Here is a 14,209-nt window from a genome sequence, read left to right as displayed (position 1 = left end):
GTGGCAGACCGGCCACAGTTGGCCGAAAAGCGGTATCGGAAAAACGCGGCGGTCTTTACGCCCGCCGCGCGATCACTATATGACAATCGCGCGTGTTCCGGCGTCGATGCCGCACGCCTTTTTTAGACGTTTCAGGAGATACAGCTATACCACCGCCCATGACCCGTCGCCCGATGGCACCGCTGCCGCCCAAGAACGGCCCGCGTTACAATGAATTCATCGCCTCTCCCAAAGTCCGCGTGATCGACGAGGAAGGCGAAAATCTGGGCGTCATGCTAACGGCCGAGGCGATCGAGCAGGCGGCCGAGGTCGGGCTCGACCTGGTCGAAGTATCTCCCAACGCCGATCCGCCGGTGTGCAAGTTCCTCGACGTCGGCAAGTTCAAATATGAGGCGCAGAAAAAGGCGAACCTCGCGCGCAAGAGCCAGAAGACGCAGGAAATCAAAGAGATCAAGATGCGTCCGAACATCGACGATCATGATTTCGACGTGAAGATGAAGAAGGTCTTCGACTTCCTCGAGGAAGGCGACAAGGTCAAGATGACCATGCGCTTCCGCGGCCGCGAGATGAGCCACACCCAGCTCGGCCTCAACGTGCTCCAGCGCGTCGCCGAGATGACCGCCGAGGTCGCGAAGGTCGAGGCGCATCCGCGCACCGAGGGCCGCCAGATGCTGATGGTGCTCGCGCCGAAGTAAGCCATTCGATCCTCCCTGCGGCGTAGCCGTGGGGAGGGGGACCGCCCGCGTAGCGGGTGGTGGAGGGACTGCGTTACAGCCCCTCCGTCAGCGCTTCGCGCTGCCACCTTCCCATCGCTTCGCGACAGGGAGGATTTAGGAACCGATATGAAATTCGAGGGCGGTCGTTCCAGCGGGACGGCCGCCCGCTTCGTATCGGTGCTCGGTCATTCGGGCCCGGCCGTCCGCTGAGATCAGGGCGAGTGTCGAGGCGCGCGTGCCATAGATATCGCCGCGCAGGAACAGCGCGGGGTCGTCCTCGGCCATCAGCATGTCAAGCAGGCTGGCGGGATCGGCGCCCGCCGCAACGACGGTTTCGAGCGCGGCGCGCAGCCGCTCGGCGCGCGGGCAGGGGGCGTCGACGGGCTCGTTGGCGAGCGCGTGGACGCCGGGCTCCAGCGGCACGATCAGCGGCACCGGCCGGTTGGTCAGCAGCCGCGCCGCGCCGCCGTCGACCGCGAACAGGTTGAAGGCGTTGAAGCGCGGCAGGTCCTCGGCCGACGGGTCGGCGAAGCGCCCTTCGCCGCGCAAAAGGTCGGAGACGAGCGCGCCGCGCGAGTCTTTCGCGGGGTCGGGCATCGCGCCGCGGACGTTGGTGACGACGACGGTGCGGCCGCTCGGGCCATGGACGCCGAGCCACGTTCCGCCGGCCTGCAGGTCGCGCCCCGCGACGATGCCGCTGCCGTCCTCCCACGCGTGGAGCGGCGCGGCGGCGCGTGCGTGAAACTCGTCGCGGTTGCCGATGAGGATGAGCGGCCAGTCGGCATGGACGCGATGGGCAAGGGCAACGACACACATGCCGCCGCATATCGGGGTTGCCTGCCGCCTTGCCAAGCCTGTTGCGGCGGTTTTCCACTGTATTGTATGGATAAATCACCTCATTGCCGGAGCGGGCAAAGAATGATAGCTTTCCATGATCTTCTGAAGGGGGAGATGATATGAACGAAGCTGTGAAAACGCCGTGGCACCTGTGGGCCGTCGGCATCCTGTCGTTCCTGTGGCACTGCATACCGGTCTCCGACTATATCGGTTTCAAGACCAAGGCGGCCTGGTATATCGAAGGCGCGGGGCTGAAGCCCGAGCAGATCGCGTGGGTCGAGGCCTATCCGGTCTGGGCCGATCTGGGCTGGGCGCTCGGCGTATGGGGCGCGATGGCAGGATCGCTGCTGTTGCTGCTGCGCAGCCGCCATGCGGTGACCGCGTTCCTCGTGTCGCTGATCGGCCTGGCGATCATGAGCATCTATCAGGTCGGGATGCAGGCGAGCGAATATCAGGCGCTCTTCGGCGAGGGCGTGCTGATGTTCCTGGGCCTGATCTGGATCATCGCGATCGCGCTGTTTCTTTACGCGCGGACGATGGCGGCAAAGGGCGTGCTGCGGTAGATATGTCGGCTTTGGGATAGGGAGCTGCCATTGCGATCCATCAAGCCCCTCCCCTTCAGGGGAGGGGTTGGGGTGGGGGCCATCGGCCTTGCGCTAGGCCGATAGCCCCCACCCCACTGCGACTAGGCAGCAAGCTGCCAAGTCTTCGTTGCCCCTCCCCTGAAGGGGAGGGGCTTGACTAGGAGAGGTCCGCAATCGGTCGCTAGCGACCTTTCCTACCGGCCTCTGATGAACGCCCGCACATCGGCCGACAATTTATGCCGGTCCTCGTCGCGGATATACATCATGTGGCCCGCTTCATAATAGGTATAGTGGATGCGGTCCTGCGGGATGCCGGTGCGCGACAGTGCATATTCGGCGGCGAAAAAGGGCGTCGCGAAATCATAATAGCCCTGCGCGACCAGGACTTTGAGTCCGCTATTCTCGCGGAGCGCTTGCCCGATATAGGGCGCGACATTCATATAGGCATTGCTGTCGCGTCCGCCGATCCGCCAGTCCCACTGGCCGCCGATCCGCCCGATAGACTGATATTCACGGGTCGTCTGAAAGCCCAGCGTGTCGCGGCTCCAGCTGTTGATCGCGGCGGTATAGCCCGCGTCGATGCCATAGAAGCTCGGATCATTGTCGGGGCTTTCGCCCGCGCTGTCATAATCCTTGCCCGTATAGCGGCTGTCGAGGCGGCCGACGGTGAGGCCGCGGTCGCGCAGCAGTTCCTTGTAGAAACGGCTCGGCGTGACGCGCAGGTCGGCGCTTTCGAGATAGGTTTCCGAAAGCCCGGTGAAACGCGACAGTTCGCGGCGGATTTGAGCGCGTTCCTCGCCCTGCAGTTTCTGGCCCTTGAGCAGCGCTGTGGCATAGGGACCGATGGCCCATTGCCGCGCCTCCTCGACGAATTGCTCGACCGACGGCGCGGTCGCCTTGCCGTGATAGAGGGCGGTCGCGGCCATCGAGGGCAGGTTGGTGATCGGCGACAGCTCGTTGCCCGGCGTGTCGGCGCCCGCCGCGAAATCGAGCACGGCCGAGATCAGGATGATGCCGTTCAAGGCGACGTCGTTGTACGTCTCGTTCATCAGCTGGTTGGCGACCGCGGCCGAGCGCGTCGTGCCATAGCTTTCGCCGCCGAGATATTTGGGGCTGTTCCAGCGGCCGTTTTCGTTCAGCCAGCGGCGGATCACCTCGGCGACGAGCTTCGCGTCCTGCGTGACGCCGTAATAATCCTTGGGGTCGGCCTTGCCGATCAGGTGCGAAAAGCCCGTGCCCGGCGGGTCGATGAAGACGACGTCGGTCACGTCGAGCAGCGCGTCGGGGTTGTCGACGATCGGATAGGGCGGGGCGCCGTCGTCGGTGCCGTTGCCGGGGATCGCGACGCGCTTCGGCCCGAAGGCGCCCATCATCAACCAGACGGTGCCCGATCCGGGGCCGCCGTTGAACAGGAAGGTGATCGGCCGGTTCGGGTCGCGCGGTTCCTTGATGTAAGAGGTGGTGACGACCGCGACCTCGGGCACGCCATCCTTGTTCTTGATGATCGTCTCGCCGATCGTTGCGGCATAGTTGATGCGCTGGCCGCCGAAGGTGCCGCTGAGCTTGGTGGTGCGGACCTGCGGTTCGTAGTCGGCAGGCTTTTCGGCCTTGGCCTTGTCGTCCGGCTTGTCCTCGGCATGGAGCGCGGCGGGCGCGGCGAAGGCAAGCGCCAAGGCGATGAGTGAAAGACCCGATTTCATAGATATATCTCCCCGATTGCGGGGCGACCCTATGCAGCGCGCGCGAGGGCGGCAAGGTTGCTCGTCGGTTACAGAGGGGCTTCGGTCGAAGCGCGCGCCTATTTCCGGAGCAGGCGCGGGTTCGCTTTGCCGAACCAGTATTTCCCGTCCTTTGGCGCCGACCAAGGATTGATGGCTTCCCAGCGCTTGCCGGAAAAAGTCGCCTCGTCGGGATTCGCTTCAAGCGCCTGCTTGGCTTTGTGCCGCAATACACGCGCGGCTTTTGCCTTCCACTCAGCGTCGGATTGTGCTGTGGTATGGCCTGTTATCGGCGTTTTTCGGCGAGAGCGAGACATGGCGGCACTTATCGCGCCGCGTAAATTGCCGGGCGATAGCGGGGCTCGGGGATCGGAAAACCCTTCTCCCGCGCAACCTCAAGCCAACCCTCGATCGCGTCGCGGATATTGGAGACAGCCTGCTCGCGCGTATCGCCATGCGCCGAACAAGGCCGCAGATCGGGGACATCGGCGATCCAGCATTTGTCCTCGCCGGACCAGAACAGGTTGATGTGGTAATGGGGCTCGTTCACTCGTCGATATATAGGCCATAGGTCTCGATGAGTTCAAGCAGTTCGCGGACCTGGTAGCGCTTGGCGTCTTTCGCTTCGGGCTGGACAGGAAAGGAGCGCGGCACTTTCGGGTGGACATACTGCCGGTGACTACCCGTCGTTCGCTCCCATTCAAATCCGAAGGCGCGCAGCAGGCGCTCGAAGTCGCGGAACGCCACCGTGCGGTTCGACGACTGGAGAAGCAGAACGTATAGTTTTGCGGGTTTGACCATCTACCGATCCTTGGACGAAAATCGGCGAACTAGATAACGTCATATTTGGGACATGTCACAAGATTGGATGTAAAAATAATGAAATAAAAATCTTGACTCGCCGAGCAGCGCGCAATTCCATGTTTTTGAAATTTATTGTATATTTTACATATGCTTAATTATTAGCGTCCCCACTTCGTCTTGCTCTGCTTCCCGAACCGCCCCTTGCGTGTCCCAGGCTTGCCCTCGTTCGAGCGCCCGACCCGCGGCGCGACCTGTTCGTCGGGGGGCAGGCCAAGCTCGTCGGCCTCCAGCTTGCGGATTTCGTCGCGCAGGCGGCCGGCTTCCTCGAACTCGAGGTCGGCGGCGGCGTCGCGCATCTTCTTTTCGAGCTCGGCGATATAGGCGCGCAGGTTGTGGCCGACCATGTGCGCGGGCTTGTCCTCGCCAATGTCGATCGTCACCCCGTCCTTCGACGCGACATGCGCGATGATGTCGCCGATGTTGCGCTTGATCGTCGTCGGGGTGATGCCATGCTCTTCGTTATACGCCTGCTGCTTCGCGCGGCGGCGGTCGGTTTCGCGCATCGCACGTTCCATGCTGCCGGTGATGCGGTCGGCGTAGAGGATGACGCGGCCGTCGACGTTGCGTGCGGCGCGGCCGATCGTCTGGACGAGGCTCGTTTCGCTGCGCAGGAAGCCTTCCTTGTCGGCATCGAGGATCGCGACGAGCCCGCATTCGGGAATGTCGAGCCCTTCGCGCAGCAGGTTGATCCCGACGAGCACGTCGAACACCCCGAGCCTGAGGTCGCGGATGATCTCGATGCGCTCCAATGTCTCGACATCCGAGTGCATGTAGCGGACCTTGAGCCCCGCTTCGTGGAGGAACTCGGTGAGATCCTCGGCCATGCGCTTGGTGAGCGTGGTGACGAGCGTGCGGTAGCCCGCGGCGGCGGTCTTTTTCGCCTCGGCGATGAGGTCGTCGACCTGCTCCTCGACCGGCTTGATCTCGACCGGCGGGTCGATGAGGCCGGTGGGGCGGATCACCTGTTCGGCGAAGACGCCCTGCGTGCGGTCCATCTCCCACGTGCCGGGGGTCGCCGAGACGCTGACCGTCTGCGGGCGCATCATATCCCATTCGGCGAAGCGCAAGGGCCGGTTGTCGATGCAGCTCGGCAGGCGGAAGCCATATTCGGCGAGCGTGATCTTGCGGCGATGGTCACCCTTCGACATCGCGCCGATCTGCGGGATCGTCTGGTGGCTCTCGTCGACGAAGAGCAGCGCGTTGTCGGGGAGATATTCGAACAGCGTCGGCGGCGGTTCGCCGGGGAGGCGGCCGGTGAGGAAGCGGCTGTAATTCTCGATCCCCGCGCAGCTGCCCGTCGCGGCGATCATCTCGAGGTCGAAATTGGTGCGCTGTTCGAGCCGCTGCGCCTCGAGCAGCCGGCCCTCGGCCTCGAGCTCCTTGAGGCGCTCGGCGAGTTCGTGGCGGATCGCCTCGCTCGCCTGCTTCAATGTCGGGCCGGGCGTCACATAGTGCGAGTTCGCAAAGACGCGGACATAGTTGAGGTTCGCGATCTTCTTGCCCGTGAGCGGGTCGAACTCCGTGATCTCCTCGATCTCGTCGCCGAAGAAGCTGACGCGCCACGCCATATCCTCATAATGCGAGGGGAAGATTTCGAGGCTGTCGCCGCGCACGCGGAAATTGCCGCGCGCGAAGGCCTGGTCGTTGCGCTTGTATTGCAGCGCGACGAGCTTTCTTATGATCTCGCGGCTGTCGGCGACCTGGCCCTTCTTCAGGTCGAAGATCATCGCCGAATAAGTCTCGACCGAACCGATGCCGTAGAGGCACGACACCGAGGCGACGATGATCACGTCGTCGCGTTCGAGCAGCGCGCGCGTCGCCGAGTGGCGCATCCGGTCGATCGCCTCGTTTACGCTCGACTCTTTCTCGATGTAGGTATCGCTGCGCGGGACATAGGCCTCGGGCTGGTAATAATCGTAATAGCTGACGAAATATTCGACCGCATTGTTCGGGAAAAAGCTCTTGAACTCGCCATAAAGCTGCGCCGCGAGGATCTTGTTCGGGGCGAGGATCAGCGCGGGGCGCTGCAGCTCGTCGATCACCTTCGCCATGGTGAAGGTCTTGCCCGATCCGGTGACGCCGAGCAGCACCTGATCGCGCTCGCCGGCGAGCGCCGTGTCGACCAGCTCCTTGATCGCGGTCGGCTGGTCGCCCGCTGGCTGATAATCGCTGACCAGTTCGAATCTTTTGCCGCCTTCGACCTTGTCGGGACGGGCGGGGCGGTGCGGGACATAGCCTTCGGCGGTGTCGATTTCGTCGAGCGAGGTGCGAATCTGGATTGCCATCGCTGCCAATATGGTATCGATTGCGCCCAACGACAAACATAATGGCTCGCAACCAAATGACCGCATCTGGGTTCCCCCATTTGCCCAACAGGAGGACATATTTTATGAAGAAATTTCTGACGGTCGCGGCCATCGGCGCGCTGGTCGCAGTTGCGGGTTGCAGCGGCGGAAAAACCGAGAACCAGAATGCCGGCGGCACGGTAAAGCGTGAAGCCGGTAACTGGAAGACCGACGTCAAGCTGGTGAAGTTCGAGGTTCCCGGCCTGCCGGAGGGCGCGAAGGACGCCATGTCGCAGCAACTCGCCTCGGCGAGCGGCATGGACCAGTGCTTCACGCAGGAACAGGTCGACAAGGAAGACATCGCATCCGAACTCGCCAAGGGGCCGAACGGCGGCGGCGAATGCACCTGGTCGAAAAAGGATGTCGCGGGCGGCAAGATCGACGTCGCCGGCACCTGCACCGCCAACGGCCAGACGGTCGAAATGGCGATGGCCGGAACGATGGAAGCCAAGAAGACCGACGTCACCATCACGACCAAGGGCAAGGTTCCGACCGGCGGCGATATGGAAATGGTCATGCAGATGACCAGCACCCATACCGGCCCGTGCAAGGCCGCGGCGACGACCTGAACCGCCCGCACATCTTTCGGTGAACGACAGGGGGCGTCAGTGGAAACTGGCGCCCCTTTTTTTGGGGCCGATCGCGAGACGGCGTCCGGATGCCGGCCGCGCCTTTTCGCATCGGTGGTGCCGCAAATCCAACGTCGCGCCCCGCTGCCGATGGGCGCGGGGCGAGCAGGAGAGAGAGGGAGGAGAGGAAAGTCGACTTGCCGGGCGACAGAACAGGTGGGGCTGTCGGGTCGCCCGGCGAAGTCTTGAAATGAAGCCTGAGGGGGATCGAAAGATGCCAGGGACCAGCTCGCACCCTTCGCCTTTCGGCTTCACACCGCATCATCGTAGGGATGACGCGACGCTGGAAAGGATGCCAGAGTTTCCCCTGTGCGGCAGTTACAAGGGGTCACATGGCGCAATGTTGCCGGTTGATAACCAATCCTTAACCTGATTTCGCGTTTTTCCTCGCGGATTGGCGCGGTGATTTTCTTCTGATATGGACCAAGGTTGCCGTGTTACCGTTACGTCAAAGTAACAACGGGTGGCCGCATGGGCCGATTGGCGTATCTACCGCACCGCCCGTCAGGGGTATTCGAGGGGTAGCATGGACCAGGCGAAAGCGAACGAGATACAGGATCCGGCCGAGGTCGACCGGATCATCGCCGCGGAGCTCGAGGCATTGCTCGATTCCCCGATGTTCACCCGTTCGCCGGTGCTGTCGCGGCTGCTGCAATTTCTCGTCGAGCACCGCCTGCGCGGCGGCCGGAGTTCGCCCAAGGCCTATGCGATCGCCACCGAGGCGCTGGGGCGCAGCGAAGATTTCGATCCCGCCGTCGACAGCTATCCGCGCGTCATGGTCGGACGGCTGCGCAGCCTGCTCGACCGCTATTATGCCGACACTCCCTGGATCCACCGCCTGCGCGTGCCGCAGGGCAGCTACGAGGTCGTGGTCCAATATCGCTCGGCGCCGCCGTCGGCGCGATCGGCGGACGATCCGGCGGAGGAAGGTGACGTCAAGGCCGCAACCGCTCCGGCGACGCCCGTCCATCGGCGCGCGCCATCGCGGCCCGGCGATCGCGGTTCGCGGTTCGGCCGGTGGATCGTCGTGCTCATCCTCCTCGCCCTCGCGCTTTTTACCTTGTGGACGCTTCGCGAAGGTCCGGGCCGTCTCTTCGCCGGCGATCCCGTGCCCGTTCCGCTGCTCGAAGTCAGCCCGCCGGTGGCGGGCAATCTGCCGCAGTCGCGGGCGCTGGCGCGCGCGCTCGACGGCAAGCTGCGTGACGGCTTGCGCCGTTTCGATATGGTCGACCTGCTGAGCGCGAAAGCGCCGGGCGGCGCGGCGGCGCGCACCGGGGATTATCGGCTCGACACCTCGCTGGTGCGCACGGTCGAAGGCGACACCGATGTCACCCTCGTCCTCAACCGCGTCGCCGACCAGCGCGCGATCTGGTCTCAGCAGATGCGCCTGACCAGCGACGAAACCCCCGAATTCACCGCGATCGAACCGCTGATCGCCCAGCTCGCCGGCGATTATGGCGTGATCGTGCGCGACCAGGTCCAGCGCCAGCCCGACAATTATGCGGCGGGTTTTCCCTGCCTCGCGCAGTTCAACCGGATGCGCCAGATGCGCAATGCGGCGACGGCGAAGCGGGTCGACACCTGCCTGCGCGCGACGATCGAGGCGAACCCGCGCGATCCGGTCGCGCTCACCGCGCTGTCGCTCGTGCGCTATGCCGACTGGCAGTCGCAGCGGCTGACGCCCGAGGGCCGCGAGGCGCTCGGCGAAGCACGCGCGATCGCGCTGCGCTCCTATGAAAGCAGCCCCAATTCGGCGCCGGGTCTGTTTGCGATGGCGCGCGCCAATTTCTATGCGGGCAATTGCGCCGGCGGCAATGCGATGGGCGAGGCGGCGCTCGCGCTCAACCCCTATGATGCCGACATGTCGGGCTTTCTCGGCCTGTTCAAGCTGGTGTGCGGGCAGGCGGAGGAAGGCGAGGCGCTGCTCCGCCGGTCGCTGCAGCTCGACTCCTCCTATCCCGGGGTTCCGGCGGTCACGCTCGCCTTTGTCCTGTCGCAGCGCGGCGAACAGGCGGAGGCGCAGCGGATCCTCGACCATATGCCGTCGCCGAGCAATCTGGAGCCGCAATATATGATGGTGCGCGCGGTCGTGCTCGCGCGGCAGGGCGACCCGGCCGCGGCGCGCGCGCAGTGGCGGCGCCTGCTCGCCTATACGCGCCAGCCCGCGGATGCGTCGCCCGAAACCGTGCTCGGCCGCTTCATGATCACCCCCGCGGTGATCGAGCGCGCCGCGGCGGCGCTGCGCGATTCCGGCGTCGTGCCCGCCGGGGCCTGACCCTGCGAGAGGCGAAACGCGGCGAACGGTTCGGTTCGGCCTTGAACGCGGCGGCGCGGCCCCCTATTTCCCGATCCAGGCGCCGAGGGGGCAGAAAGGGACGCATTCGGCTTATCACTGCACAAGAAGGACTGGCGGACGCCAGCCCTCTTGCCAGTCCCGCCCACGGGCTCTAGGGCAATTTTTAACATTCACGAACAGGTCAGAAAAAAGGAACTGTGCATGAGCGATTCGGCCGAAAAGGTTAAAAAGATCGTCGTCGAACATCTGGGCGTCGAAGCCGACAAGGTCACCGAGGAAGCGAGCTTCATCGACGATCTGGGCGCCGACAGCCTCGACATCGTCGAACTGGTGATGGCGTTCGAGGAAGAATTCGGCGTCGAAATCCCCGACGATGCGGCGGAAAAGATCGCCACCGTCAAGGACGCGATCGACTATATCGAAGCGAACAAGGGCTAAATCCCTGCGGTCCGGCCACGCCGGCGCCGCCTACGCGTTTCCGGCTTCCCGGTCCCGAGCGCTCGCGCGCAGTGGCCGGGAAGCTTTTTTTATGGATATAGCTCTGCACAGCGCTAAATCCGTCATCCCGGCGAAGGCCGGGATCTCACTGTTTCGGTAGTGGCAGGTCGAGAGGGCGAGGCCCCGGCCTTCGCCGGGGCGACGATAGAAATTGCATGACGCGGCGCCCCGCGGGGGCGGGGGCCGATGAAAGGAATGATTATGCGCCGGGTTGTGGTGACGGGTCTGGGTTTGGTGACGCCGCTGGGCGGTGATGTCGAGACCAGCTGGAAAAATCTGATCGCGGGCAAATCGGGCGCGGGCACGATCACCCATTTCGACGCGTCGGACCAGAAATGCACGATCGCGTGCGAGGTGAAGAGCCCGGGCCATGAATATGGTTTCGACCCCGGCAAGCGCGTCGACCACAAGGTGCAGCGCCAGGTCGACCCCTTCATCGTCTTCGGCATCGACGCCGCCGGGCAGGCGCTCGAAGACGCCGGCCTCATCGATATGACCGAGGAGCAGAAGGTGCGCGCCGGCTGTTCGATCGGCTCGGGCATCGGCGGCCTGCCGGGCATCGAAAGCGAAAGCCTGCTGCTCGCCGAAAAGGGTCCCGGCCGCGTTTCGCCGCACTTCGTCCACGGCCGCCTGATCAACCTGATCTCGGGCCAGCTGTCCATCCGCTTCGGCATGAAGGGGCCCAGCCACGCGGTCGTGTCCGCCTGCTCGACCGGCGCGCATTCGATCGGCGACGCGGCGCGGATGATCCGCGACGACGACGCCGACATCATGCTCGCGGGCGGCGCCGAGGCGACGATCTGTCCGATCGGCATCGCGGGCTTCGCGCAGGCGCGCGCGCTCAACATGAGCTACAACGACCGCCCCGAACAGGCGAGCCGCCCCTATGACAAGGACCGCGACGGCTTCGTGATGGGCGAGGGCGCGGGCGTCGTCGTGCTCGAGGAATATGAGCATGCCAAGGCACGCGGCGCCAAGATTTATGCCGAGGTCGTCGGTTACGGCCTCTCGGGCGACGCCTATCACGTCACCGCGCCCGACCCCGAGATGGACGGCGCGTACCGCTCGATGGCGGCGGCGCTCAAGAAGGCGGGCATGACCCCCGCCGACATCGACTATATCAACGCGCACGGCACGTCGACGATGGCCGACACGATCGAGCTCGGGGCGGTGAAGCGCCTGTTCGGCGACGCGATGTCCAATGTCTCGATGAGCTCGACCAAGTCGGCGATCGGCCATCTGCTCGGCGGCGCGGGCGCGGTCGAGACGATCTTCTGCATCCTCGCGATCCGCGACCAGGTCGTCCCCCCGACGCTCAACCTCGACAATCCCGACGAGGGCACCGAAGGCGCCGATCTCGTCCCCAAGGTCGCGAAAAAGCGCAAGGTGAAGGCCGCGCTCAACAACAGCTTCGGTTTCGGCGGCACCAACGCCAGCCTGATCGTCAAGGCGGTCGACTGATCCTGATCCTCCCTGTCGCGCAGCGATGGGGAGGGGGACCGTCGCCGCAGGCGATGGTGGAGGGGCCGCGCCGGTGCGTAATAGCCCCTCCGTCAGCGCTTCGCGCTGCCACCTCCCCATCGCTGCGCGACGGGGAGGATTAAACCCTCTTTCCTACATTGCGCCGCCATGCTCTATCGCCTTGTCGTCGGCTTCGGCTTAAAGCGACAAAGGAGACAATTTAGGTCCGCACGACCGTATCTTTTGTCTCTTTAAGGCGCCGAATAGGGAGAATATCGTGCATCCGTTCCGCTGGCTGACGATCGCGATCTTTGCGTTGCTGCTCGCCGCCTGCTCGCCCGGCGCGCCGAAGGATGCCGAGGTCGTGATCCCGCAAGGCGCGAGCATCGCGAAGGCGGGCGAGATTCTCGAGGAGGCCGGCATCGTCCCGGCGTCGAGTTTCCGCAATCAGGCGCGCTTCTTCGGCTCGGACGAGCCGATCAAGCCGGGCGAATATAAAATCGAAAAGGGGATGGACGCGGGCGACATCCTCGCGCTGTTCCAGTCGGGCAAGACGATCCAGCGGCTCGTGATGATCCCCGAAGGCATGCCTTCGATCATGGTGTGGGAACGGCTGATGGCCGAGCCGCGCCTCAAAGGCGAAATCCCCGTGCCCGCCGAGGGCAGCATCCTCCCCGACAGCTACGCCTTCACCACCGGCGAGACCCGCGCCGCGGTCGTGAAGCGGATGCAGGCGGCGATGGACAAGGCGTTCGCCGAGCTTTGGGCCAAGCGCACCCCGCGCACCGCGGTCAAGAACCGCAACGAAGCGATCACGCTCGCCTCGATCGTCGAGAAGGAAACCGCCGTCGCGGCCGAGCGCCGCACCGTCGCGGGCGTCTATACCAATCGCCTCGGCGTCGGGATGCGGCTCCAGGCCGATCCGACGATCATCTATCCGGTTACCAAGGGCAAGCCGCTCGGCCGCCGCATCCTGCGCTCCGAAATCCAGGCGGTGAACGGCTACAACACGTACAGCATGGCCGGGCTGCCCAAGGGGCCGATCGCGAACCCCGGCAAGGCGTCGATCGCCGCCGTGCTGGACCCCGAGGCGAACGACTATCTTTTCTTCGTCGCGCAGGGCGACGGCAGCCATGTGTTTGCGCGGACGCTGTCCGAGCATAATGCGAACGTCCAGAAATGGTATGCGCTCCGCCGCGAGCGCGGGGAGATGGAATAGGATCACCGCGCCCTGATCGTCGCCCCCGCGAAGGCGGGGGCCGCTATCGATGTAGCGCAAGATTTCTAGCGGCCCCCGCCTTCGCGGGGGCGACGGGAGAAGGCATATGACCGCCAAACTCTTCATCCACGGCGTTCCCGACAGCCCGGCGATCTGGCGGCCCTTGCTCGCCGCGCTCGACCTTGGCGATACCCCGGTCGCGGCCCCCGCGCTGCCCGGTTTCACCGCGCCGCTGTCCGCGGGCTTTGCCGCGACCAAGGAGGCCTATGCCGACTGGGCGATTGGTCAGGCCGAGAAGTTGGTCGCCGCGCACGGCCCGATCGACATCGTCGGCCACGACTGGGGCGCGCTGATCGCCCAGCGCGTCGCGATGCTGCGCCCAGACCTGATCCATAGCTGGGCGATCTCCAATGCGGTGATCGACCCCGACTATCGCGGCCACCGCATCGCGCGCATCTGGAACACGCCCGTGCTCGGCGAGTTCTTCATGGCGCTGAGTCGGCCCGGCAAGCTCGCCGCCGGTCTCGCGGCGCAGGGCATGCCCGCCGACATCGCGCGCGAGGAGGCCGAACAGTGGCGGAACAAGGACAAACGCCGCGCGATCCTCAAACTCTATCGTTCGGCCAGGGGGCTGAGCTTCGCGCACGACTGGGCGCTCGACATTCCGAAACTGCCCGCGAACGGCGCGCTGATCTGGGGCGAGGACGATCCCTATGTCGAGCTGTCGGTCGCGCAGCGCTACGCCGCGAACACGGGCACGCCGCTGACGGTGATCGAAGGGGCGGGGCATTGGGCGATCGCCGAGCGCCCCGCCGAGGCCGCCGCCGCGCTCCACGCCTTCTGGAACGGCTTGTAAAGCGTGGATAATATTATTTCATCGGTTTGAACGATTATTGTGACGCAATAAATCGATTGGATCGCCGGCCCGATCCGGCGCATCGAATGGACATCGAGAAAGGGCGTCCTGTGGACGACGGCAAACCTCCCCCTCAATTGCCTCGCCCATCCCTTTCCGAAGCAGATGGCCCGGGCTTCCCCCCTC

14 protein-coding genes are annotated in these 14,209 nt (G+C 64.6%); 8 read left to right on the top strand and 6 right to left on the bottom strand.

What is annotated here, in order from left to right; all coding sequences use genetic code 11:
* The first annotated feature begins 158 nt into the window (after positions 1-158).
* Complete coding sequence (gene infC, locus QZL87_RS12050; protein WP_295319676.1) at positions 159-695, top strand: translation initiation factor IF-3; 537 nt, start codon at positions 159-161, stop codon at positions 693-695.
* Positions 696-830: 135 nt separating this feature from the next.
* Here infC and QZL87_RS12045 read toward each other — a convergent pair whose 3' ends face one another.
* A complete protein-coding gene (locus tag QZL87_RS12045) occupies positions 831-1,532 on the bottom strand; it encodes an NRDE family protein (RefSeq protein ID WP_295319674.1) in 702 nt (233 codons plus the stop codon).
* A 140-nt stretch (positions 1,533-1,672) separates the two neighbouring features.
* Between QZL87_RS12045 and QZL87_RS12040 the strand changes: the two genes are divergently transcribed.
* Positions 1,673-2,116, top strand: a complete 444-nt coding sequence (locus QZL87_RS12040) for a hypothetical protein (protein WP_295319671.1) — start codon at positions 1,673-1,675, stop codon at positions 2,114-2,116.
* 215 nt (positions 2,117-2,331) lie between these two features.
* On the opposite strand, the gene QZL87_RS12035 is transcribed toward QZL87_RS12040, so the two are convergent.
* The 5 genes from QZL87_RS12035 to uvrB form a co-directional block, all read right to left on the bottom strand.
* Positions 2,332-3,837 carry a peptidase S10 gene (locus QZL87_RS12035; protein ID WP_295319668.1) on the bottom strand — a complete coding sequence of 502 codons (1,506 nt, stop codon included), beginning with the start codon at positions 3,835-3,837 and terminating at the stop codon, positions 2,332-2,334.
* A gap of 98 nt (positions 3,838-3,935) precedes the next feature.
* A complete protein-coding gene (locus QZL87_RS12030) occupies positions 3,936-4,172 on the bottom strand; it encodes a hypothetical protein (RefSeq protein WP_295319665.1) in 237 nt (78 codons plus the stop codon).
* 8 nt (positions 4,173-4,180) lie between these two features.
* On the bottom strand, positions 4,181-4,405 hold the full coding sequence (locus QZL87_RS12025; RefSeq protein WP_295319662.1) for a type II toxin-antitoxin system HicB family antitoxin: 225 nt from the start codon (positions 4,403-4,405) through the stop codon (positions 4,181-4,183).
* Positions 4,402-4,656: a type II toxin-antitoxin system HicA family toxin gene (locus tag QZL87_RS12020; protein ID WP_295319660.1), complete on the bottom strand. Its 255-nt coding sequence runs from the start codon at positions 4,654-4,656 to the stop codon at positions 4,402-4,404. Before QZL87_RS12020 ends, QZL87_RS12025 begins: the two co-directional genes overlap by 4 nt.
* Before the next feature lie 161 nt (positions 4,657-4,817).
* Positions 4,818-7,004: an excinuclease ABC subunit UvrB gene (gene uvrB, locus QZL87_RS12015; protein WP_295319657.1), complete on the bottom strand. Its 2,187-nt coding sequence runs from the start codon at positions 7,002-7,004 to the stop codon at positions 4,818-4,820.
* A gap of 104 nt (positions 7,005-7,108) precedes the next feature.
* On the opposite strand from uvrB, the gene QZL87_RS12010 reads away from it, so the two are divergent.
* From QZL87_RS12010 to QZL87_RS11985, 6 genes are all read left to right on the top strand, one after another.
* Positions 7,109-7,633, top strand: coding sequence for a DUF3617 domain-containing protein (locus tag QZL87_RS12010; RefSeq protein WP_295319655.1), 525 nt, complete (start codon positions 7,109-7,111; stop codon positions 7,631-7,633).
* A 586-nt stretch (positions 7,634-8,219) separates the two neighbouring features.
* A complete protein-coding gene (locus QZL87_RS12005; RefSeq protein WP_295319652.1) occupies positions 8,220-9,968 on the top strand; it encodes a tetratricopeptide repeat protein in 1,749 nt (582 codons plus the stop codon).
* Between the two features lie 222 nt (positions 9,969-10,190).
* Positions 10,191-10,427, top strand: coding sequence for an acyl carrier protein (locus QZL87_RS12000; RefSeq protein ID WP_003039428.1), 237 nt, complete (start codon positions 10,191-10,193; stop codon positions 10,425-10,427).
* A 261-nt stretch (positions 10,428-10,688) separates the two neighbouring features.
* Positions 10,689-11,948: a beta-ketoacyl-ACP synthase II gene (fabF, locus tag QZL87_RS11995; protein WP_295319649.1), complete on the top strand. Its 1,260-nt coding sequence runs from the start codon at positions 10,689-10,691 to the stop codon at positions 11,946-11,948.
* A gap of 301 nt (positions 11,949-12,249) precedes the next feature.
* A complete protein-coding gene (gene mltG, locus QZL87_RS11990) occupies positions 12,250-13,167 on the top strand; it encodes an endolytic transglycosylase MltG (protein WP_295326864.1) in 918 nt (305 codons plus the stop codon).
* 106 nt (positions 13,168-13,273) lie between these two features.
* Complete coding sequence (locus tag QZL87_RS11985; protein WP_295319647.1) at positions 13,274-14,023, top strand: alpha/beta hydrolase; 750 nt, start codon at positions 13,274-13,276, stop codon at positions 14,021-14,023.
* Positions 14,024-14,209 lie beyond the last annotated feature (186 nt).

Source organism: uncultured Sphingopyxis sp. (assembly GCF_900078365.1).
Lineage (GTDB): Bacteria > Pseudomonadota > Alphaproteobacteria > Sphingomonadales > Sphingomonadaceae > Sphingopyxis.
Note: the sequence above shows the minus strand (reverse complement) of the source record. Positions and strands in the feature narration are given on the sequence as shown.